This is a genomic window from Pectobacterium aroidearum, from assembly GCF_041228105.1.
GTDB lineage: Bacteria > Pseudomonadota > Gammaproteobacteria > Enterobacterales > Enterobacteriaceae > Pectobacterium > Pectobacterium aroidearum.
On record NZ_CP166097.1, the window covers coordinates 3324531 to 3344513 of the forward strand.

Annotated in this window: 20 protein-coding genes, 2 tRNA genes and 1 pseudogene; 13 read left to right on the forward strand and 10 right to left on the reverse strand. The window is 47.9% G+C overall.

The genetic code is table 11. The features are described 5' to 3' along the window. Positions 1-64: 64 nt before the first annotated feature. Complete coding sequence (locus tag AB8809_RS15180) at positions 65-799, reverse strand: GntR family transcriptional regulator (protein ID WP_180777103.1); 735 nt, start codon at positions 797-799, stop codon at positions 65-67. A gap of 214 nt (positions 800-1013) precedes the next feature. On the opposite strand from AB8809_RS15180, the gene pcaB reads away from it, so the two are divergent. Both pcaB and AB8809_RS15190 read left to right on the forward strand, forming a co-directional pair. Beyond that, complete coding sequence (pcaB, locus tag AB8809_RS15185) at positions 1014-2366, forward strand: 3-carboxy-cis,cis-muconate cycloisomerase (protein ID WP_332408468.1); 1353 nt, start codon at positions 1014-1016, stop codon at positions 2364-2366. Between the two features lie 144 nt (positions 2367-2510). After that, on the forward strand, positions 2511-3932 hold the full coding sequence (locus AB8809_RS15190; RefSeq protein ID WP_349854806.1) for a DASS family sodium-coupled anion symporter: 1422 nt from the start codon (positions 2511-2513) through the stop codon (positions 3930-3932). Between the two features lie 84 nt (positions 3933-4016). Here AB8809_RS15190 and AB8809_RS15195 read toward each other — a convergent pair whose 3' ends face one another. Then, entirely contained in the window at positions 4017-4184 is a 168-nt protein-coding gene (locus AB8809_RS15195; RefSeq protein WP_180777106.1) for a YqaE/Pmp3 family membrane protein, read from the reverse strand. Positions 4185-4359: 175 nt separating this feature from the next. Here AB8809_RS15195 and AB8809_RS15200 point away from each other — a divergent pair, with 175 nt between their 5' ends. Then, positions 4360-4746, forward strand: a complete 387-nt coding sequence (locus AB8809_RS15200) for a lysozyme inhibitor LprI family protein (protein ID WP_015839750.1) — start codon at positions 4360-4362, stop codon at positions 4744-4746. Between the two features lie 58 nt (positions 4747-4804). Here AB8809_RS15200 and AB8809_RS15205 read toward each other — a convergent pair. Continuing rightward, positions 4805-4894, reverse strand: a tRNA-Ser gene (locus AB8809_RS15205). Positions 4895-4987: 93 nt separating this feature from the next. Between AB8809_RS15205 and mtfA the strand changes: the two genes are divergently transcribed. From mtfA to AB8809_RS15220, 3 genes and pseudogenes are all read left to right on the forward strand, one after another. After that, a complete protein-coding gene (mtfA, locus tag AB8809_RS15210; protein WP_205947909.1) occupies positions 4988-5785 on the forward strand; it encodes a DgsA anti-repressor MtfA in 798 nt (265 codons plus the stop codon). A 110-nt stretch (positions 5786-5895) separates the two neighbouring features. Beyond that, positions 5896-5971 (forward strand) — tRNA-Asn (locus AB8809_RS15215). Positions 5972-6145: 174 nt separating this feature from the next. After that, positions 6146-6443 (forward strand): annotated as a pseudogene (locus AB8809_RS15220) (Arm DNA-binding domain-containing protein); the annotation flags it as partial. Positions 6444-6628: 185 nt separating this feature from the next. Here the strand turns inward: AB8809_RS15220 and AB8809_RS15225 are convergent. Then, positions 6629-7744 carry an alkene reductase gene (locus AB8809_RS15225; protein ID WP_015839748.1) on the reverse strand — a complete coding sequence of 372 codons (1116 nt, stop codon included), beginning with the start codon at positions 7742-7744 and terminating at the stop codon, positions 6629-6631. Between the two features lie 345 nt (positions 7745-8089). Between AB8809_RS15225 and AB8809_RS15230 the strand changes: the two genes are divergently transcribed. The 3 genes from AB8809_RS15230 to AB8809_RS15240 all read left to right on the forward strand — a co-directional run bounded on the left by AB8809_RS15230 (position 8090) and on the right by AB8809_RS15240 (position 10614). Beyond that, positions 8090-8431 (forward strand): metalloregulator ArsR/SmtB family transcription factor, encoded by a 342-nt coding sequence (locus AB8809_RS15230; RefSeq protein WP_349855477.1) that lies wholly within the window; start codon positions 8090-8092, stop codon positions 8429-8431. A 76-nt stretch (positions 8432-8507) separates the two neighbouring features. Then, entirely contained in the window at positions 8508-9578 is a 1071-nt protein-coding gene (locus AB8809_RS15235; protein ID WP_349854809.1) for a low specificity L-threonine aldolase, read from the forward strand. A 40-nt stretch (positions 9579-9618) separates the two neighbouring features. Next, complete coding sequence (locus tag AB8809_RS15240) at positions 9619-10614, forward strand: MDR family oxidoreductase (protein ID WP_015839745.1); 996 nt, start codon at positions 9619-9621, stop codon at positions 10612-10614. A gap of 516 nt (positions 10615-11130) precedes the next feature. On the opposite strand, the gene eamB is transcribed toward AB8809_RS15240, so the two are convergent. Continuing rightward, positions 11131-11718 (reverse strand): cysteine/O-acetylserine transporter, encoded by a 588-nt coding sequence (gene eamB, locus AB8809_RS15245; protein ID WP_349854811.1) that lies wholly within the window; start codon positions 11716-11718, stop codon positions 11131-11133. 109 nt (positions 11719-11827) lie between these two features. Between eamB and AB8809_RS15250 the strand changes: the two genes are divergently transcribed. Next, positions 11828-12703, forward strand: a complete 876-nt coding sequence (locus AB8809_RS15250; protein WP_015839742.1) for a LysR family transcriptional regulator — start codon at positions 11828-11830, stop codon at positions 12701-12703. Positions 12704-12855: 152 nt separating this feature from the next. Here the strand turns inward: AB8809_RS15250 and AB8809_RS15255 are convergent, their stop codons facing one another. Continuing rightward, complete coding sequence (locus tag AB8809_RS15255) at positions 12856-13746, reverse strand: oxidoreductase (protein ID WP_349854813.1); 891 nt, start codon at positions 13744-13746, stop codon at positions 12856-12858. A gap of 123 nt (positions 13747-13869) precedes the next feature. Beyond that, positions 13870-15072: a tyrosine--tRNA ligase gene (tyrS, locus tag AB8809_RS15260; protein ID WP_336712749.1), complete on the reverse strand. Its 1203-nt coding sequence runs from the start codon at positions 15070-15072 to the stop codon at positions 13870-13872. A gap of 315 nt (positions 15073-15387) precedes the next feature. Here tyrS and AB8809_RS15265 point away from each other — a divergent pair, with 315 nt between their 5' ends. Next, on the forward strand, positions 15388-15723 hold the full coding sequence (locus AB8809_RS15265; protein ID WP_181847578.1) for a gamma-glutamylcyclotransferase family protein: 336 nt from the start codon (positions 15388-15390) through the stop codon (positions 15721-15723). A 171-nt stretch (positions 15724-15894) separates the two neighbouring features. Here the strand turns inward: AB8809_RS15265 and AB8809_RS15270 are convergent, their stop codons facing one another. Continuing rightward, positions 15895-16140, reverse strand: coding sequence for a YmjA family protein (locus AB8809_RS15270; RefSeq protein ID WP_180777137.1), 246 nt, complete (start codon positions 16138-16140; stop codon positions 15895-15897). Positions 16141-16597: 457 nt separating this feature from the next. On the opposite strand from AB8809_RS15270, the gene AB8809_RS15275 reads away from it, so the two are divergent. Next, positions 16598-17575, forward strand: coding sequence for a DUF1852 domain-containing protein (locus AB8809_RS15275; RefSeq protein WP_349854817.1), 978 nt, complete (start codon positions 16598-16600; stop codon positions 17573-17575). 30 nt (positions 17576-17605) lie between these two features. Continuing rightward, positions 17606-18637 carry a methionine synthase gene (locus tag AB8809_RS15280; protein ID WP_181847576.1) on the forward strand — a complete coding sequence of 344 codons (1032 nt, stop codon included), beginning with the start codon at positions 17606-17608 and terminating at the stop codon, positions 18635-18637. A 115-nt stretch (positions 18638-18752) separates the two neighbouring features. On the opposite strand, the gene AB8809_RS15285 is transcribed toward AB8809_RS15280, so the two are convergent. Beyond that, a complete protein-coding gene (locus AB8809_RS15285) occupies positions 18753-19292 on the reverse strand; it encodes a DUF2058 domain-containing protein (protein ID WP_349854818.1) in 540 nt (179 codons plus the stop codon). A gap of 178 nt (positions 19293-19470) precedes the next feature. Then, on the reverse strand, positions 19471-19953 hold the full coding sequence (locus AB8809_RS15290; protein ID WP_015839734.1) for a cold-shock protein: 483 nt from the start codon (positions 19951-19953) through the stop codon (positions 19471-19473). Positions 19954-19983 lie beyond the last annotated feature (30 nt).

Sequence of the window (19983 nt, forward strand, 5' to 3'; positions counted from 1 at the left end):
TTATTACACAGGCACATTTCAACAGGAAGCCGCCGTCATCAATAAGGCATCAACCGGATTATGTTCAGTTTCCCGTTTGGCGTTTCAGCGTAATCGAACAGGTATATCGGTCCGCCGGATGAATCGATACCGTGGTTTCAAAGACGTTTCCTGAGCGGTCCAGATAATGGCGAACAATCTTTAATGCCGGATAGCCTGCGTCAACGCCCAGTGTTTTCGCTATTTTAGCCGGTATGCTAACGGCAGAAATCGTCTGGCGCACCTCTTCCCCCTGTACGCCATAATGCTTTTCAATCAAATCGCTAATCAACGCAAACGGATCGCTGCGTACCAGACTTTTGACCTTGGCATAATCCGGGCTAACGTAGCTATCGGTCCAGCATATCGGGGCGTCTTTTTTCTCGCTGTCTTCACGAATGCTGGCGATATGCAGCCAGCGATCGCCCGGTTTGCCGCCGATAATCTTCGCCAGTTCAACATCCGCAACGACTTCATCAATCTTCTTCACTACGCGCAGGTTGTTTTTTGCCAGCACGAACAGATCTTCAAGGCTGGCCAGAGGGTGATTGCGTTCGCGCTTTTCATCGTTATCGACAACGACGGAACCCACGCCCTTGCGACGGGAGACCAAACCCGCTTCTGTCAGATCGCGCAGTGCCTCCCTTACGGTATGACGACTCACCTGATATTGCTCACAGAGCTCCAGCTCGGAGGGGAGCAACGAACCCGCTGGATAGCGGCCTAGCGTAATATTTTGGCTGAGTTCACGGGCAATGCGCTTATACAAGGGTTCTTTCATCGGCTCACGCTCTTAATCAATATTGATGCCCTGCATCACAAAATGACGTTCAACCACTTCCCTAACTTGTCCGTACATGTTGTTATTAGCTCAACATGTACGGACATTTAAACATGTCTGAACATTTGGTTTTTCAGGCCATGTCGCTACCAGGGAATCCTATCGCGGATACGGCCTGCATCTTATCACTAATACATTCGCTTCAGGAGGCATTATGGCTTCGAATGTGCTTGATTCAGTTCTATTCCGTGATTCATTTGGTACCCCGGAAATGCGGGCGATCTTCGATGACCGGGAACTCATCCGTAAGTATGTTGAAGTAGAAATCGCGCTGGCCAATGCACAGGCACGCTGTGGCGTCATCCCCGAAGAAGCTGCCGCAGAAATCACAGCCAGCTGTAACGCCGACACGCTCGATTTTGAGCTGCTGCGCCACGAAACAGAAATTGTAGGCTACCCAATCCTGCCGCTGGTGCATCAAATCTCCAAACAGGCGGGTCACTCTGGTGGTTATGTACACTGGGGCGCAACGACACAGGACATTATGGATACCGCCGTGGTGCTGCAAATCCGTGATGCATTCGCGTTAATTGAAGCAGATATTGATGCACTGCGTTCTATTTTGGCTGGACTGGCCGCACGCTACCGTAATACGCCCATGGCTGGGCGCACCCATTTACAGCAAGCGCTACCGATTACGTTCGGCTATAAAGCCGCCATCTGGCTGGATATGTTTGACCGCCATGCAGAGCGCCTGGCACAGCTGCGCCCGCGTGTGCTGGTAGGCGAATTCGCAGGTGCAGCCGGCACACTGGCCTCGTTGGGTGATAAAGGACTCGCGGTACAAAAAGCCCTGATGGCCGAACTCGGTCTGGGCGTTCCTACCTCAACCTGGCATGTTGCCCGTGATGGATTTGCCGAAGCCGTCAACCTGCTGGCGGTCATCACGGGTTCGTTGGGAAAAATTGGCTACGACGTCATGCTGATGGCCTCCAACGAATTTGGCGAACTGTATGAACCGTTTGTCAAAGGCCGTGGAGCCAGCAGCACCATGCCGCAAAAGCGTAATCCCATCTCCAGTGAACTGATGCTGGCCTGCGCCAAAGGCGTTCGCCAACAGGCGGGGTTGATGCTGGATGCGATGGTCCAAGATCTGGAACGCGCCACGGGCCCCTGGCATGCAGAATGGATTGCCATTCCGGAAAGTTTCATTCTCTCCGCTGGCGCGCTTCATCAGGCCAAATTCATGCTGAACGGCTTGATTGTGGATGAGAAAATGATGCTGAAAAACCTCAACATGACTAACGGCCTGATTGTGGCTGAAGCCGTTATGATGGGGCTGGCACCGTATATTGGTCGTCAGGAAGCACACGACATCGTCTACGATGCCTGCCGCATCGTGAATGAGAAAGGCGGTACACTGGCCGATGTGCTCAATGCTATGCCCAACGTCGCCAGCCGACTCGATCCTAAATTAATCAACGATCTGACCAACCCCGTCAATTATTTGGGGAGCGCCCCTGAAATGGTGGATCAGGTATTAAATAAAACAGAAAGACACCATTAATCACCGGTGATTATCCGGTATCACCCTAACTAACAGACTGAGATCGAGACATTCCCAGACGCAAGATAATAGCGCGTCTGGGCGGGCCTTCTGTTGCCGGGAATGATGGCGGATAACCATTACTTGCACGATTAAGGAGACGCTATGTCATCCGAATCATCCACCAAGAAAAAAATAGTCGCGGTTATTATTCCTCTCCTGCTAGGCCTGATTATCTGGTTTTCCCCGGTTCCTGATGGCCTTACGCCGCAGGCCTGGCATATGTTCACGATTTTTGCCGCCACCATCGCCGCGATATTGACGCAGCCGCTGCCGTCGGGCGCAATCATGCTACTCGTTCTTTGCGTGACCATCTTCACCGGCACCTTAACCGAAGCCAAAGCGCTAGCGGGTTTTTCCAGTGGCACCGTCTGGCTCATCTTCTGTGCCTACATCCTCTCTCTGGGGTTTGTGACGTCTGGGCTGGGAAAACGTATTGCCTATAAAATGCTGTCGCTATTCGGCGGAAGCAGTCTGGGAATCGCCTATTCACTGGGCGTTTCCGATCTCATCATGGCGCCCGCCATGCCCTCCGTCACCGCGCGGTCGGGAGGCATTATCTTTCCTATCGCCCGTTCAATTAATGAAGTATTAGGCTCAACACCCGGCGTCAGCGGTAAAAAGATCGGGGACTTTCTGATCATGGTCTGTTTTCAGTTTACCCCGATCACCGGTGCCATTTTTCTTACCGGCATGGCCGCCAACCCACTCGTTGGCAGTCTGGCGAAAACCTCATTAGGCGTGGACATTACCTGGGGCGGCTGGTTTATTGCCGCCGTCGTCCCCGCCATGTGCTGTTTCTGCCTGATGCCGTTGCTGGTTTACAAAATACTGAATCCGGAACTGAAAAAAACGCCAGAAGCCAAAGAGATGGGACGTCAGTCGCTGGCGGAATTGGGAAGCATGAAACCGGCAGAGAAAAAAGTAGCCTTCGGTTTTGTTCTTGCGCTGCTTGGCTGGGGCACCAGCCTGATCACCGGTTTCTCCGCCACTTCCGTCGGGTTGGCCTTAGTCGCCTACCTGTTCGTTACGCAAGCCGTACAGTGGAAAGAAGTACTCAACGATCGCGCCGCATGGGATACGGTCATCTGGTTTAGCGTCATTATCAGCCTCGCCGCAGGGCTATCTGACTTGGGTTTCATTAAGTGGATGACCATTAAGCTGGGTAATTCCATACAGGGTTTCGGCGCGATGGAAACCTTTGTGATTCTCGGCATCCTGTATATTTATGTGCACTATCTGTTTGCTACCGCCTCTGGCCACGTCGCCGCACTCTATGCGCCCTTCGCCGCCACCGCAATAGCCGCAGGCGCGCCGCCCATGATGGTTGCCATCTGTTTTGGTATTTTTAGCAACCTGATGTGGGGAAATACCGAATACGGCGGTGGCCCTGGCCCTATCTATTTTGCTCAGGGATATTTTGAACGGCACCGTTTCTATAAAATCAATTTCTGCATCGTCACGTTTAACGTCGCCCTGATTTTTATCGTCGGCTTAATGTGGTGGAAATTGATTGGCTATTATTAATCACCAGCGTTACCCACACGTAAAAATAACGGGGAGGTCATCTACCTCCCCGTTATTTCATCATCATCGTCAGACTCTCAGCTATTAAATGCCATCATCTTTCGTCTGTACCCAAAACGCATGCACCAGCCCAGGAAAATAGCCTAACAGCGTTAAAATAATATTCAGAATAAATGCCCCGCCAACCCCTTTTCCCAATAACACGCCCAACGGTGGCAGAAGAATAGTTAAAACGACGCGCCAAAATCCCATATCAACCTCCGTAACGTGATAATTACTTTTGAAAATAGTTCAGCGTTCGGGATTTGTCAGTATTCACCGAAACAATTGGGATTAATCTTTGCCAAAGGCGGAAAGGTGCGCGGTATATGTACAATGGCGGTATAATCAATTCTCATGCGTAATGCCTGTTTATAAAGGATAAAGAATGAAAAAATTCGCCATTGCCCTCTTTGCTCTACTGCCCTTAACGCAAGCCGAAGCAGCAGACTGCGGCAACGCCAGCACACAGCTAGAAATGAGCCAGTGTGCTGCTGATGAGTATAAAAAAGTGGATGACGAGCTTAATCGACTTTATCAGGATGTTGCCAAGCGTCTGGTGATTGAAGAGCACAAACCATTACTCAAATCAGCCCAAAGAAAATGGATTGCCTATCGCGATGCTGACTGTGAGTTTCAGACCTTCCCAACAACAGGGGGATCGATCCATGGCATGTTGTATTCCCAGTGCCTGACGCAGAAAACCGCCGAGCGCGTAGAAGAATTCAAAAGCATGCTACGTTGTAAAGAAGGGGATTTGAGCTGCCCGCTTTGACCCACTGCCAAGTGTGGAAAGCGTCACAGACTAAACGCGTGGTAAGTGTTTGAATAGCTGGCGGAGAGAGGGGGATTTGAACCCCCGGTAGAGTTGCCCCTACTCCAGTTTTCGAGACTGGTCCGTTCAGCCGCTCCGGCATCTCTCCGTTTAGCAGTTGCCATGATGCCCGCTTTTACGGCATTTTAACAGCACGCGCCCTCGCCTTTAAATTCAAGTGACGACTTAACGAGCAATAACAATGATTAAATGGCCGTGGAAAAACTCTCAACCTCAGGTGCAGACGCTTGAACACTGGCAAGCTGCGATTTCCATCCCGCTTCTCGCCCCCTTAAGCGATGAAGAACGCCAGCAACTGGTCACCCTTGCCGATCAGTTTCTGAAGCAAAAGCGCCTGATTCCGTTGCAGGAACTGGTGTTAACGGAAATCATGCAGCAGCGCATCGCCCTGTTGTTTTCCCTGCCGGTGCTGTCGTTGGGAATGGATGCGCTGGATGGCTTCCACGAAGTTTTGGTTTACCCCGGCCCGTTTATTGTCGAGGAAGAGTGGCAAGACGACATCGGGCTCGTGCATACGGGGAAAATGGTACAGTCCGGGCAAAGCTGGGATCAGGGGCCGATTGTTCTCAACTGGCAGGAAGTACAGGACTCCTTCGATCTCTCCGGTTTCAACCTCATCATTCATGAAGTCGCGCACAAGCTGGATATTCGCAGCAGCGGCGAAGCAACGGGGGTTCCCTTGATTCCCCTGCGCGATATTGCTGTCTGGGAACAGCATCTGCACGGTGCGATGGATGCTTTGCAGGAAGAGATCGATCTGGTTGGCGAAGAGGCCGCCAGCATGGATCCCTACGCCGTCCACGATCCGGCAGAGTGCTTTGCGGTATTGTCAGAATACTTTTTCAGCGCGCCCGAACTGCTCGACGAGCGTTTCCCCGACCTGTACCGCTGCTTCCAAAAATTCTATCGACAAGATCCACTCGCTCGCCTGAAAAGCTGGCAAAGCAGCGTCAACTACCGTGCCCCATCCATTTACTAACTCATAAAAAAACAGCGAATTGTACACAGCCTAAACAGTCAGACGATAAAGCTGATTTTGCCGTTGACAGTACCGCGGGTGGCGGATATCATGCGCCCCGTTCACGCGATTCCTCTGTAGTTCAGTCGGTAGAACGGCGGACTGTTAATCCGTATGTCACTGGTTCGAGTCCAGTCAGAGGAGCCATATTTAGAAAATCCCGCTTAAGGAAACTTAAGCGGGATTTTTGCTTTTCGCATTGTATTCAATACGTTCCACCTGAAAATCGTTCCCGATGTACATTTCGTTTTCACTAATCATCGGGAGAATTTGGCGGTCAGATTTGGGGTCAAGTTGGTTCGATGACGGAGTGACCCCAAAATGTCTCTTAACGACTCAAAAATCCGCAACTTAAAACCATCCGAAAACCCTTCAAAGTTTCCGATTCTCACGGTCTGTACCTTTTAGTTAATCCAGGCGGTTCACGTCTCTGGTATTTTAAAATAGAAAAGAATCTCGCCTCGGCTTAGGTGCCTATCCTGACGTATCTCTGGCAGATCCCCGTCAACAGCGTGACGGTATACGTAAATTGCTAGCGCGGAATATCACCCCACACCATCGAGCGGTAGAAAAAGCGCCCCGATCACCAGAAAAATCATTCAAGGACGTGGCGCTAGATTGACATAAGCACAACCGGACATGGTCATAGGATGTCGTTAAGCGTCAAATGAGCCATCAAGAATGCAATAGTGTTAGAGCGACTTACATCTATAAAGCAGAATATCTCAATGCCAGAAAAGTGATGATGCAATGGTAGTCGGATTATCTGCCAAATAATCCTCTCTTCTTCATTCTATTCTGTAATTACGCATACTCAGGATAGTCTGTATATCCACGCTCATCACCGCCATACAAAGTGGAGTCATCAACCTGATTTAATGCACATCCATTAAGAATGCGTTCAGGCAAATCTGGATTGGCAATGAACGTACGTCCGAACCCAAAAATATCACCATATCCTTCACCAAGAATTTTTCTCGCCTTTTCTGAGGTATATTTACCTGCGTACATGATTATTCCTGAGAAGACATCACGTAATCCCTGACGGAATGAAACTGGCATTTCCGGGCAATTTTCCCAGTCAGCTTCAGCAATCGACAAGTAGGCAATACCTATTTCATTAAGCATTTCTGCCGCCTGAATGTAAGTGTCATGCGGATCAGATTCAACAATGCCGAGATAGGTGCGATCTTCTTGAGTGGTTTCGAATAAAGGCGCGAAGCGCACACCCACACGTTTTGCACCAAATACTGAAACGACAGCTTCTGTCACTTCTTTCAGGAAGCGCAGACGATTCGTTAAAGAGCCGCCATATTCATCAGTACGATGGTTGGTATGTTCCGAAATAAACTGATTTAACAGATAACCGTTAGCTGAATGTAGCTCAACACCATCAAACCCAGCACGCATCGCATTCTTCGCTGCTTCACGATACAGCTCTACCAGCTCTTTAACTTCTACTGTAGACAGTTCTCGCGGTACGCTGGGCGAGGTTAGCTCACCTTCACCCGGACCAGTTTCGATAAACACTCTGACGTTGGTTGCAGGAATAGCCGAAGGTGCCACAGGAGCCTGATTTCCTGGTTGTAAACTGGTATGCGATACGCGACCAACATGCCAGAGCTGACAAAAAATTATGCCACCTTCTTCATGAACTGCATTTGTGACCTTACGCCAACCTTCCACCTGTTCTTCGCTGTGTATTCCTGGAGTCCAGGCGTAGCCCTGCCCACGCGGCTCAATCTGGGAGCCTTCAGTAACCATAAAGCCCGCAGTCGCACGCTGGCGATAATACGTCGCCATCATGTCATTGGGCACATTGCCGGGCTGAGAACTTCTGCACCGTGTGAGCGGCGGCAATACGATACGATTACGGAGATCAAGATCACCGAGTTTTGCTGGTTTAAAGAGCGTTTTCATATGCGTTTTCCTGAATCTGTTGAACACGGGACAACACATTAAAAGATTTAAATGTGTAAATCAATTGCGAGATATCCCTTTCCCTGCCACATCTGTGTCATGTGGTTCAGATCACACATTCATACATTTAAATGTTTAAATATTAAAATGAGACAGGTATTATTCTTCATGTACTCATCTGCCTTATCGTCATAACAGCGATACTGTAAGCATGATGTATTGAGTGGCTACCGGGATTTTACGGTTACACAAACGCAGATACCCGGGTGTTTCCACCCATACAGGCAGGGCATAATGAAACCTGTCGATTGCATCATCAGCAATGTCCTCAGTGAAGGTAATGTTATGGAATTAGATGAAGTTTTTAAAAGCCTGTCGAACCCGACCCGACGAGCAATTCTTTCCTGGCTCAAAGAGCCGGATTTGCATTTTCGCGACTACATTCCACTGCAGTTGTATGACTTCAGCGTTTATGGTGTTTGCGCAAGTTTCATACAGGATAAGGCGGGGTTATCTCAGCCAGCGACGTCACTGTGCCTCAAGGCCCTCCAGGATATGGATTTTGTGATTGCGACTAAAGTCGGCCGATGGACCTACTACAAGCGCAACGACGAACGACTGGCTGAAGTGATGTCATTGTTGACGACAGAGTTGTCGACGGTGTTACAGACGGATTTATCTCCCTGAAAATGAAGCGTATTGATTCATTTCCGGCCTTTCTAGAACCACAACCCGTTATCTATTTGCAGAAGAGAGTCAGTCAGTGAACAAGTACAGTGTCAATCTCGCACCGTTAAAACAGCCTATTGCTTTTACCAGCGACAACATTGCAGGTGCCTCATCTGAAGTTCTCGAGGCGCTTATTGCCTGTAATACCGGCCATGCAAACCCCTACGGCAATGATGAGTATACCCATCGGGTCGAACAGAAATTTTCAGCGCTTTTCGAACGTGATGTCAGCATTTTTCTGGTTCCAACTGGCACCACCGCTAATTCACTGTGCCTGGCGACGATGACCCCTCCGTGGGGAAGTGTTCTCTGTCATCCTCTTGCACATATTAATAATGACGAATGTGGTGCTCCAGAGTTCTACACGGACGGAGCAAAAATGCACACGGTTGATGGCCCTGACGCAAAAATTGATCCAATAAAACTAAGCATTGCTGTCAGAAATAAGGTGGGAGATGTGCATACCGTCCAGCCTTCCGTAGTCAGCATAACCCAGGCGACAGAAGTGGGTAGCATCTATACCCAGACCGAGATAGAGGAAATCGGAGAAGTCTGTCGCTCAGCGAACGTACGTCTTCATATGGATGGTTCTCGACTGGCAAACGCATTTGTCTCGATGAATTGTTCTCTCGCGGATATGACCTGGCGTGCCGGTGTCGATGCTCTCTCATTTGGCGCAACAAAAAATGGGGTTCCGTGCGCAGAAGCTGTTGTGCTGTTTGATCCGAAATTAAAGACTGAGCTGGCATATCGCCGAAAACGTGCGGGCCACCTGTTCTCAAAGATGCGTTTCCTGTCTGCACAGATGGATGCCTATCTGACTAACGATCTGTGGCTGCGTAATGCCCGCCATGCCAACGCGATGGCAAAACGTCTTGTCGACGGACTCCAGCATGTTAAAGGCGTACAAATCATGGGAACGAATGAAGCCAATATCGTTTTCTGTACGCTTCCTGTTGCGCTCAGCAAAGCTTTACTGGAAGCCGGTTTTGTCTTTTACGACGGCCGCTGGGAACCAGGCGTGGTTCGGTTTGTAACATCCTTTGCCACCACGGCTGATGAAGTTGATCAGCTAATAGCCTACGCAACAGCTTTGTCAGCTTAGTTTTGCCTCTACCGGGGCGGTATTATCGAGGGAAATATGTATGTTTAAGGGTATTTTGATCGAAAAAAATGCGGATGGCGTTTTGTCTGTTGGCATAAGATCTCTTTCTGAGTCCCAACTGCCTGAAGGTAACGTTACCGTCCGGGTAGCCTGCTCAACACTCAACTATAAAGACGCGTTAGCCATCACCGGAGAATCACCCGTTGTTCGACAGTTTCCAATGGTGCCAGGAATCGATTTCGTCGGTATTGTCGATAGCTCATCAGATCCGTCTTTCAAGACTGGCGACAAAGTTATCCTTAATGGCTGGGGCGTTGGAGAAAAACACTGGGGTGGGCTGGCGGAAATAGCTCGCGTAAAGGGGGACTGGCTCATCCCGCTACCTAACAAATTTTCTGCACGTCAGGCTATGGGGATAGGGACCGCTGGTTATACAGCAATGCTGTGTGTCATGGCACTTGAGCAGCAGGGTGTTAAACCCGGTAAGGGCGAGGTGCTGGTCACCGGCGCGTCAGGAGGTGTGGGCAGTATCGCTGTTGCGATCCTCACCAGTCTGGGATATGAAGTTGCAGCTGCCACAGGGCGGTTAGAGGAAGCAGATTTCCTTCACTCACTGGGTGCGAAGAAAATTATCGATCGTAAAACCCTGAGCGAACCGGGTCGGCCACTCGCCAAAGAGCAATGGCAGGCCGCAATTGATGTTGCAGGAGGGCATACCCTCGCCAATGTATGTGCGTCAATGCAATATCGGGGAGTAGTTGCTGCATGTGGTCTTGCTGCTGGCATGGCATTCCCGGCCTCTGTTGCCCCTTTCATTCTTCGCGGCGTGAAACTCATTGGCGTGGACAGTGTGATGGTTCCTAAGGAAGAGAGGATAGAAGCCTGGCAGCGTCTTGAAAGAGATCTGGATATGGACAAACTGGAATCTCTCATCTGCGATATCTCCCTGGAAGAAGCTCTCGAGGTTGCGCCTACACTTCTTGCTGGTCGTGTCCGTGGCCGGGTCGTCGTGCCATTGACTGCATCTGGAGAATAAGGTGTCTAATGACAGCACTTCATACCCTATTCTTTCTTTTTCTTTCCGCTATTTTGGCCGCTAATGCCTGGTATTTTACCCGTGACCGCAGTTCAGGTATGTTGCTGTTAATTGGTTTTTGGGCAGCGATAATCACTTGGGACTGCGTTATACAGGGATAATTGCCTACTATTTGTTACGCAAGCATTCAGCCTGATCGCGGTTTTAAAAAAGGGGTCAGGTTATGATTATTCCGCTGAGTTTTAGAGACCTTTGTAATGCAGAAAAATATTTGGCTATCTATTTTATTGCAGCAATCATTCTCATGATAACCATGAGGCCAGACAATCTGCTGGCCTCTTTATGATGCCCTGGAGCTGGTAGTTTTTCGGTATTGTTAGGAGCAACATCACATAAACTACCTGCTCGCTATCGTTCGTTGACCGGAAGGTTAATTGAGTTCAGAACCCGCTATATGGTCACACGGTTTGGTTTCACCATGCTGGGCCATCAAATTGGCTCTATTTTTTCTTGATATCAGATAAACATTCTTATCGCACAATAGACTAATAACGCAGATAAAATAAGATTAACTACGCGTCCATGGCGCTGGAAAATAGACTGGAATAAATGACCAGCCAAAGCCCACACGAAATTACCGAAACAACCAATAAAGGCTAAAAGAAGGCTGACAGCCATTACCTTATGCATATCATGCGTATGCGGAAGAACAAACGTAGAAAGAGCCGTAATGCCATAAAGAATTATTTTGACATTAGCGAACTGGAGCCAAAAGCTAACCCAAAAACTAAGCGGTTTTTCTTCACCAGATGAGGATGTAGGATTACTGTTAGCAATACGCCACGCTAACCAAAGTATATAGGCGGCACCTGCCCAAGTAAGCCAGCCAGTCAAAGACGGCAGTATGCTGATAAGTGTGAAAGTGAATACCGCACACAGCAGCATAATAATAAGAAAACCTGCACACATACCTGCAAGCACCCTAAGGCTACGCCGGAAGCCATATTGATTAACCGAGCTTAACGCGAGGATATTGTTAGGTCCTGGTGTCAATGCAGTAATAAGCGTATAAGTCAAAAACCCTGCGATAATCGTTGATGTCACTTGTCTTCTCCTGTTTTTTGAAACATATTAGCGCATCAAAAAACCACAAAAAAATGAAAATTTTGAAAGCCTGACTTTCATAATTTCGATGGTTATAGGTACCCAACCGATGGATTTACGCCGCTTCGTTACATTCAAAACCGTGGTAGAAGAAGGTGCTTTCTCCAAAGCAGCCCAGAAGCTCTGCTGTACACAATCCACGATTACTTTTCATATCCAGCAGTTAGAGCATGAGCTATCAGTGCAGCTTTTTGAGAAGCTCGGTCGTCGGATGATTTTGACGCCTGCGGGAAAGAAACTCCTTCCTCAGGTATATGAACTCACTCGGGTATTAGAAAATATTCGCCAAATGGCGCAACATGAAACTGATCTTTCTGGTGATCTTCGGGTAGCGGTAGGAGAAACGCTGTTAGCATATAAAATGCCGGAAGTGCTTCAACGGTTTAGAGTAAAAGCACCCAAGGTACGCTTATTCTTGCAATCAATGAATTGCTATGCAATTCGTGATGCCCTTTTATCAGATGAGGCTGACTTAGGCATTTTTTATCGTGTGGGTAATGACGATGCATTACATATGGAGAATTTCGGCGATCAACCCCTTGTATTAGTCGCATCTCCTTTATTTGATACCTATGACTTCACTCGCTCCGGTCAACATATTCCTACCAGTTTCATCATAAATGAACCCGAGTGTATATTTCGTCAGATATTTGAGAGTAATTTAAGAGAGAGACGTATAACTCTTGAAAATACGGTTGAACTCTGGAGCATAGAAAGTATAAAAAAATGTGCAGCCAGCAATCTTGGAATAACATTTCTACCCAGATTCGCGGTTGAGCATGAACTGCAATCTGGAGTGTTAAAAGAATTACCTTTTTCAGATTCTCCAATAACAATTAATGCCCTTTGTGCCTACCATATTGACAGGACAGTGAGCCCTGCAATGAAAGTATTCCTTGAGTGTATGCAAGAATGCTTAGCGTGAGGCATCACACATCTGAACTCCAAGCCAGTGGATTGTTTGTCTACGCTGCGTACAGGTCATGCCGTAAAAATCCCGCTTAAGGAAACTTAAGCGGGATTTTTGTTTTTAGCACTTAATTCAATACGTTCACGCGAAAAGCATTCAGGTGCGCGTTAACCCGGCCCTTCACTGCCGGCCGCCAGCAGGGGAACCAACACATCACTGATAGGAACGGGAATGCCGTGAGCGTGGCCGTAGCGCTGTATCACGCCGTTGCGGATATCCCATTCCATCGGGCGATTGGCCTGACGGTCAGCGAGAATAGACGTGCCTAAATCGGCAGGTGCACGCTGAAAATTATCCACGATTTCCTGCGCAACCCCATCGTCCAGCACAGCCCCCTCGGCACGGGCAACAGCAAGGCACTCGCGCAGATACGCCAGAGCCAGCGCGTTGATATCCTCACGAGAAAACATTCCGGCGCGGCGATTCGCTAGCACCATCAGGCCTGCGACCGCATTTTGCAGCAGTTTGCGCCATGCGACGGATAAAAAATCCGCAGACAACTCAACCGCGCAGCGCGTACCGCTCAGTGCATCAGTCACCCATTTTGCCTGTGGGACATCCGGCAGCGTCAGACGCGGTTTGTCGCGCAGCCAGACTGAAGCATCCGGCTCGCGCTGAGCCGGAAACCAGACCACTGAAGGCAACACCGTTGCTCCATTGACCCAGGGTTCAAGCTGGGCTTTCTGTTCGACGCCGTTTTGCAGAGCGCAGACCACCGTATTTTCATCGCATAACGCACTCAGCCACCCGGCGCTGTCGACGTTTTGGGTAGTTTTCACCGCGACAAAAACCAGACTGAAAGGATGGTCGATCGCCGTCGGATCGCTTAACACCGGACCGGGTACAACAATTTCGCCCCCATCGTGACGCAAAAGTAACTTTGAATGTGCGGTTCGCCCGCAAAGTAGCGGCGTGCGGCCCACTTCATGCAGTGCCGCAGCGATGGTCGTACCAATCGCACCGGGCCCAATCAGCGCAATAGTCGGATAGTCAGACATCGGTAGCTCTCCTGATTCGCTTAACCCATCATCAGTGCGCCGGCAACAGTCACCACGCACGCCAGTATTTTTCTTAACGTCAACGCTTCGCCGAAAAACCAATAATCAAGATAGATGCCAGAGCTATTTGACGATGAAACGATGATGTTTACCCAGCCAGAGCAGCATGCCCGGTTCTGGGCTAATCATTGCCAGTTCATCAATCTCTTTATGCGTATTGATCCTTACTGCGCCCGAGCGAATCAGCCTCCGCAACTCAGAGCGGCTCATTTCAGCAAGAGCCTGACTACAGAAATCAATCAGTGTCAGCCGCACATCCCCGTCAACGATAAGCGGAAGATGGTCCTCTTCGGTGGGGTTGTGTTGCTGAAATACCCGCTCAAAATGTTTGCCAGCAGCGTCTGCTGCTTCGACATCATGGTAGATACCCACGATCTGATGAGCCAGATCCTTTTTAAGAAGAATGGGATTCTTTCCCCGTTCCATCTGTTCTCTGGCCTCGATGATATCTTCTTCTGACGCATTGCTGGCCAGGGTCAGGTAACTGATAATAAGATGATCGGGTAACGACATGATTTTCCCATAAATATCCTCTGGGCTGTCCGTTAATGCAATATAGTTCCCTTTCGATTTACTCATCTTATCTTTGCCATCCAATCCCTCCAGCAGAGGCATAGTCATGACCGCCTGCCCTTCACTTCCGAAAGACTCCTGTAGCATTCGTCCTACCATGTTATTAAAGAGTTGATCCGTACCACCAAGCTCAATGTCCGCGTTGATCATCACGGAGTCATAGCCTTGGAGGATCGGATACAAAAGCTCATGCAGATGTATAGGCGAAGATGCGGCATACCGATTTTTGAAATCATCACGCTGCATCATTTGTGCTAACGTGACGCGGGACACAAGCCCAATAATTTCAGAAAAAGGCATTTTTCTAAACCATTCCGAGTTGCGACGTACCTGTATACGCGACGTATCAATAATTCGGCCGAGTTGATCGAGATAGGTCTGACTATTAAGAGTGATTTGTTTTTCACTTAATGGAGGACGCAGCTTGTTGCGGCCTGTCGGATCGCCAATAGCGGCAGTAAAGTCGCCGATGATAATGACGATATCGTGACCGGCATCCTGAAATTGCTTTAATTTACGTAATACAACAGCATGCCCGAGATGAAGATCGGGTGCCGTGGGGTCGAACCCAAGCTTAATGACAAGCTTGCGGTTCTCTTTTGCAGCTAACTCAAGCTTCTTTTCAAGCCCATTAGAGGGTTCCATGATGGCAATGTTTGAAGCCAAGACGTCAATATTATTATTAGTTTTCATTGATATTCTCAGTTAAGTTGACAAACATTTAACGACTATTTGAGTGTGTCTTTGCCAAACCGGAATGGTTGCCTATATCGATCGGCAATCTCTAATCTTACCCCCGCGACTAAGACCGTTATATTGATAAAGACATGAAAAAAGTAAGGGGATTACTCAATTTTCGGCATGCAGAGGAGATCGCTATGCGGAAGGTACGACTCACTCAGCACGCCATCATCAGTGAAGAACCTGTTGCGACCCGTTTTATTAACCCCTAACTTGAGTATTATTCTTCCCCCTTTGGGTATCCCCTGTTTTTATTGACGAGGAAAAATGGAACGCTTGTTTGTCTACGGTACGCTGCGTCCGGGTCACGCTAATGCCTATATTTTGGAAAACATCGGCGGAGAATGGGTGCCGGGTTACGTAACAGGTACGTTTTATGAGAGTGGCTGGGGCGCTGCCACGGGCTTCCCAGGGCTTATATTGGATGAGCAAGGCGCGCACGTCGGCGGTTATCTGTTTTTGTCCAACAACCTTGAAGCGCACTGGACCATGCTGGATGAATTTGAAGAGGGATACGATCGCGTTGAAGTTGTGGTTACCACAGCGGAAGGCCAACAGGTTACTGCGTGGGTTTATCAGCTACAGCCACAACAAGGTCAGTAGCGATAGAGAATACGTTCACTGCCCTGCCCCGGTAAGGAAGCGCAATATTGAAATCCCGCTTCAGGAAGCGTAGCGGGATTTTTGTTTTTAGCTGTTTCTGACTGTAGGTTAAGAGCGGGACGCGAACATAACACTCTTGACCTTACATTTTTTGCAAACACCCAACAGAGGCTACTCATTACCCCATTGATTCAGAAACGTCGCTATCTCATCAATACGAAGCTCGTCGATACCGGCCTCACTGGCCATCTCTTTCTGCGCATCTTCGCTGATTTCTTCATTATTCATTAAGCGGGTGAGCAACAGTTGGAAGTAGCGCGCCAGAGCGTCGCGTTCCGACTCGCTCACAGGCTTTTCAGACTCCGTCGCATACTCATCCGTAATGTCATAAAATTTAAGTGGTATTTCATTATTCATCAGTCGTCCCCGAGGGTTAAGGTCTATGTTCGTTGATGCGTGCATCATCTGGCGTGGATCATACCATTCTTGTGTCGTTTTTCTGTCATCCACGTAGGGCAAAGGCGTCAGCGAGGATGGTTCAATCTCTTAAGAGCGAAAAACAAAGCGAGCGTTTCTGCTTTAGCCTTACCATAAGGTGATTCAATCAAACTCATATAACCATATGAATTTAAACTATAAAAACTGTTGAACAAGGACTGAAACAACCGTACCGATACGCACCGTACACCAAATCATGAAGATGGCTCATGTCTATTGAAATTAAATCACTTTTACTCACTCAGCGACTCTGGCATAAATTATGCTGTGTTACCTATAGACAATATGAAATCTGCGGAATTATAAGACCTGAAAACCTTTGAAAAGAAAGACATAAAATCAGGTTTTGTATCAAAAATTAGGATGTCAGATCGCGATGAATAAGAATTTTACATTTACGATTAAGAACACGTGTTTCGATGAGAACTATAACCCCTCCGAAAATACGCGTATCACCACCAACTTTGCGAATTTGGCGCGAGGAAAGAACCGCCAGGAGAACTTGCGCAACGCTTTAAAGATGATTGACAATCGCTTCAATTCTCTGGCGCATTGGGATAACGCCAAAAGCGATCGTTACTCTGTCGAACTTGATATCATTTCCGTTGAAGTTGATATTGAAGGCAATGGCAACACCTTCCCCGTCATTGAAATATTGAAAACGAATATTGTTGATAAAAAAACGAACGCGCGCATTGAAGGCATCGTAGGGAATAATTTCTCTTCCTACGTGCGAGATTACGATTTTAGCGTATTGCTGTCAGATCATAATAAAAACCACCCCGGATTTAGCACCCCAGATAACTTTGGCGATTTGCATGGAAATATCTTTAAATGCTTCGTGAACTCGGAGAGTTACAAAGAGAACTTTAGTAAAGCGCCTGTTATATGTTTAAGTGTTTCCAGTAAAAACACCTATCATCGGACTGGAAATCAGCACCCAATACTGGGTGTCGAATACCAGCAAGATGAATATTCATTGACCGACCAATATTTTCATAAAATGGGGCTACAGGCTCGCTATTTTATGCCGCCAAATAGTGTTGCGCCTTTGGCCTTCTATTTTTCTGGTGACTTACTGAGTGATTACACGAATCTTGAGCTGATCAGTACCATCTCCACGATGGAGACTTTTCAAAAGATTTACCGACCTGAGATTTACAATGCCAATTCTCCGGCAGGTCAATGCTATCAACCAAGCCTGAACCATCAGGATCATTCATTCACTCAAATTGTTTACGATCGAGAAGAACGTAGCCTATTGGCTATCGAGCAGGGAAAGTTTACTGAGGAAAACTTCATCAAACCATACCAAGCGATTCTTGAGCAATGGTCTGCTAATTACGTTCTTTGATTAACCAAACACACAAGGTCACCTATTATTATGAAAATATTATTACCTACTTCAACGGCTGGCAGTTTACCTAAACCCTCTTGGCTGGCGCAGCCTGAAACCCTTTGGTCCCCCTGGAAACTACAAGGTGAGGAATTGATCGAGGGCAAACAAGATGCGCTACGCTTGAGCCTGGCAGATCAACTACAGGCAGGGATTGACATTGTCAGCGACGGCGAGCAAACACGCCAACATTTTGTCACGACGTTTATTGAGCACCTCAGCGGTGTTGATTTCGAGAAACGTGAGATCGTTAAAATCCGTAATCGCTATGACGCGAGTGTGCCGACAGTCATCGGTGCTGTGGTGCGCCAGAAGCCCGTTTTTGTTGAAGATGCCAAGTTCTTACGTCAGCAAACCACGCAACCCATTAAATGGGCTTTGCCTGGTCCCATGACGATGATCGACACACTCTATGATAGCCACTATAAAAGTCGCGAAAAACTCGCCTGGGAATTCGCCACCATTCTTAATCAAGAAGCTAAAGAGTTGGAAGCGGCTGGCGTCGACATTATCCAATTTGATGAGCCTGCCTTTAATGTGTTTTTTGATGAGGTGAACGATTGGGGAATTGCCGCTTTAGAAAGAGCCGTTGAAGGGCTGAAATGTGAAACTGCGGTGCATATTTGCTATGGCTATGGCATCAAAGCCAATACCGATTGGAAAAAGACGCTGGGATCCGAGTGGCGTCAATATGAAGAAATTTTTCCTAAGCTGCAAAAATCGGCTATCGATATCATTTCACTGGAATGTCAGAACTCTCGCGTTCCAATGGATCTGATTGAACTCATTCGCGGTAAAAAAGTGATGGTAGGCGCCATTGACGTGGCGACCAATACCATTGAGACGCCAGAGGAAGTCGCCGATACGTTACGAAAAGCGCTTCAGTTTGTGGATGCTGACAAGCTCTATCCGTCAACCAACTGCGGTATGGCTCCGTTATCTCGTCGAGTCGCAAGGGGCAAGCTACACGCGTTAAGCGCAGGCGCAGAAATTGTCCGAAGAGAACTGTTGGCTAAATAGCATCGCCAAAGCGTCGATCGCTTAAAGCGAGATCGGTCCAGATTGAGTGATACCTAAGCCTTAATGAAAAGCCCTTCGGGGCTTTTCATCTATATAGGCATTAGTAAAACGTGAATTACCACATCAAATCATCAGGCACTTTAAAATCAGCATACGGATCGTCTTCGTCTTGCTCTTCCTGACTCAGCGCACTATTTAATACAATACTACTCGCGTCCCGCTGCGCAATTTTATCCGCAACAACTGCGGGGATAATCGCGTATTCACTCTCACCGCTGCCATCAACCACCAGTCGAGCAATCGCGAGACGACCGTTAATCAGCTGGGCTTGAGTTAGCTTATCCACTTCTATTTTTTTAATGACGTTATTATCGGTGAAATTAAAACCAATATTACCTTTTGCAATGTTGATTCTGCTCATTTCAATGAGCTGCTTCACCTGAGCTTTATACTCTTTAGATAACACAGCCTGTTTTTGTTGTTCGCTTAGCTGTTTATCACGCTCAAGCTGAGCTTTTTTATTTTCTTCTACAGCCTCTCTTGCCTCACGAGCCTGAACGCGTGATTTTTTCGCCGTTCTTTGGACTTTGGCCATTTTTTTGCTGGTCACTAATCCAGCTTTTAGCATCTGCTCTTGTAAGGTGAGTTTTGTCATTGTCGTTTCTAAATCCGTTGAATAATTTACAGGATTATACCTGTAATTTTTGAAGCAGTGCCAGATTGCAGGACGCGATCGCGGTATGGCTTGAGTCTGGAGGGATTTGTCAGAAGCGATGCCGAAATTCTGCTGATCAATGATGCAGAATTCCGGCACAGGGTTAGTCTGAGTGATGTCAGAACTTGAGCAATTTCACCGTAGCATCGATGTCTATCTCATCTTCCGAGAAGATTAACGTCGTTCCCTGGAAGGTCGTGATCGCCAGTTTTTTTATCGAGCGCATTTCACCCGGCTTAGCGGTTGATTTCGGCCTGATACTATTCATCAGTATCCCCACAGACAGCACCGCATTTTCTTTATCAATACCGCTATCGACGGGCACTTCTTCGCTGTAAACCAGATAAGACTTGATCGACGTGAGCTTAAGGCGCTCACCCGCGATATAGATGTATTTGCTTTCCGGTAAAACCTTCACCGCATAGGCCGACAGTCCCTTGTTATTTGTGGTGGGCTCGAAAGTGACCGCCGCATCTTTCTTAATCAGATCAGGGTTGGCGACCTTAATCACATGAAAATACCGGTTCTCACCGTTTTCATCTTTGATAAATCCAAAACCTTTATCTTTAAACCAGGTTGTGATCGTTCCGTTCATCGCCATTGTCGCCTACTTAATCGTTTATCTGCTCAG

Bases quoted from the DNA above. Each gene is read 5' to 3' on its own strand.
- AB8809_RS15290 (WP_015839734.1), bottom strand. From the start codon at position 19,953: ATGGCGATGAACGGAACGATCACAACCTGGTTTAAAGATAAAGGTTTT.
- tyrS (WP_336712749.1), bottom strand. From the start codon at position 15,072: ATGAAAACTAATAATAATATTGACGTCTTGGCTTCAAACATTGCCATC.
- mtfA (WP_205947909.1), top strand. From the start codon at position 4,988: ATGATTAAATGGCCGTGGAAAAACTCTCAACCTCAGGTGCAGACGCTT.
- AB8809_RS15230 (WP_349855477.1), top strand. From the start codon at position 8,090: ATGGAATTAGATGAAGTTTTTAAAAGCCTGTCGAACCCGACCCGACGA.
- AB8809_RS15270 (WP_180777137.1), bottom strand. From the start codon at position 16,140: ATGAATAATGAAATACCACTTAAATTTTATGACATTACGGATGAGTAT.
- AB8809_RS15240 (WP_015839745.1), top strand. From the start codon at position 9,619: ATGTTTAAGGGTATTTTGATCGAAAAAAATGCGGATGGCGTTTTGTCT.
- pcaB (WP_332408468.1), top strand. From the start codon at position 1,014: ATGGCTTCGAATGTGCTTGATTCAGTTCTATTCCGTGATTCATTTGGT.
- AB8809_RS15280 (WP_181847576.1), top strand. From the start codon at position 17,606: ATGAAAATATTATTACCTACTTCAACGGCTGGCAGTTTACCTAAACCC.
- AB8809_RS15190 (WP_349854806.1), top strand. From the start codon at position 2,511: ATGTCATCCGAATCATCCACCAAGAAAAAAATAGTCGCGGTTATTATT.
- AB8809_RS15250 (WP_015839742.1), top strand. From the start codon at position 11,828: ATGGATTTACGCCGCTTCGTTACATTCAAAACCGTGGTAGAAGAAGGT.
- AB8809_RS15180 (WP_180777103.1), bottom strand. From the start codon at position 799: ATGAAAGAACCCTTGTATAAGCGCATTGCCCGTGAACTCAGCCAAAAT.
- AB8809_RS15275 (WP_349854817.1), top strand. From the start codon at position 16,598: ATGAATAAGAATTTTACATTTACGATTAAGAACACGTGTTTCGATGAG.
- AB8809_RS15195 (WP_180777106.1), bottom strand. From the start codon at position 4,184: ATGGGATTTTGGCGCGTCGTTTTAACTATTCTTCTGCCACCGTTGGGC.
- AB8809_RS15265 (WP_181847578.1), top strand. From the start codon at position 15,388: ATGGAACGCTTGTTTGTCTACGGTACGCTGCGTCCGGGTCACGCTAAT.
- AB8809_RS15255 (WP_349854813.1), bottom strand. From the start codon at position 13,746: ATGTCTGACTATCCGACTATTGCGCTGATTGGGCCCGGTGCGATTGGT.
- AB8809_RS15200 (WP_015839750.1), top strand. From the start codon at position 4,360: ATGAAAAAATTCGCCATTGCCCTCTTTGCTCTACTGCCCTTAACGCAA.
- AB8809_RS15225 (WP_015839748.1), bottom strand. From the start codon at position 7,744: ATGAAAACGCTCTTTAAACCAGCAAAACTCGGTGATCTTGATCTCCGT.
- AB8809_RS15285 (WP_349854818.1), bottom strand. From the start codon at position 19,292: ATGACAAAACTCACCTTACAAGAGCAGATGCTAAAAGCTGGATTAGTG.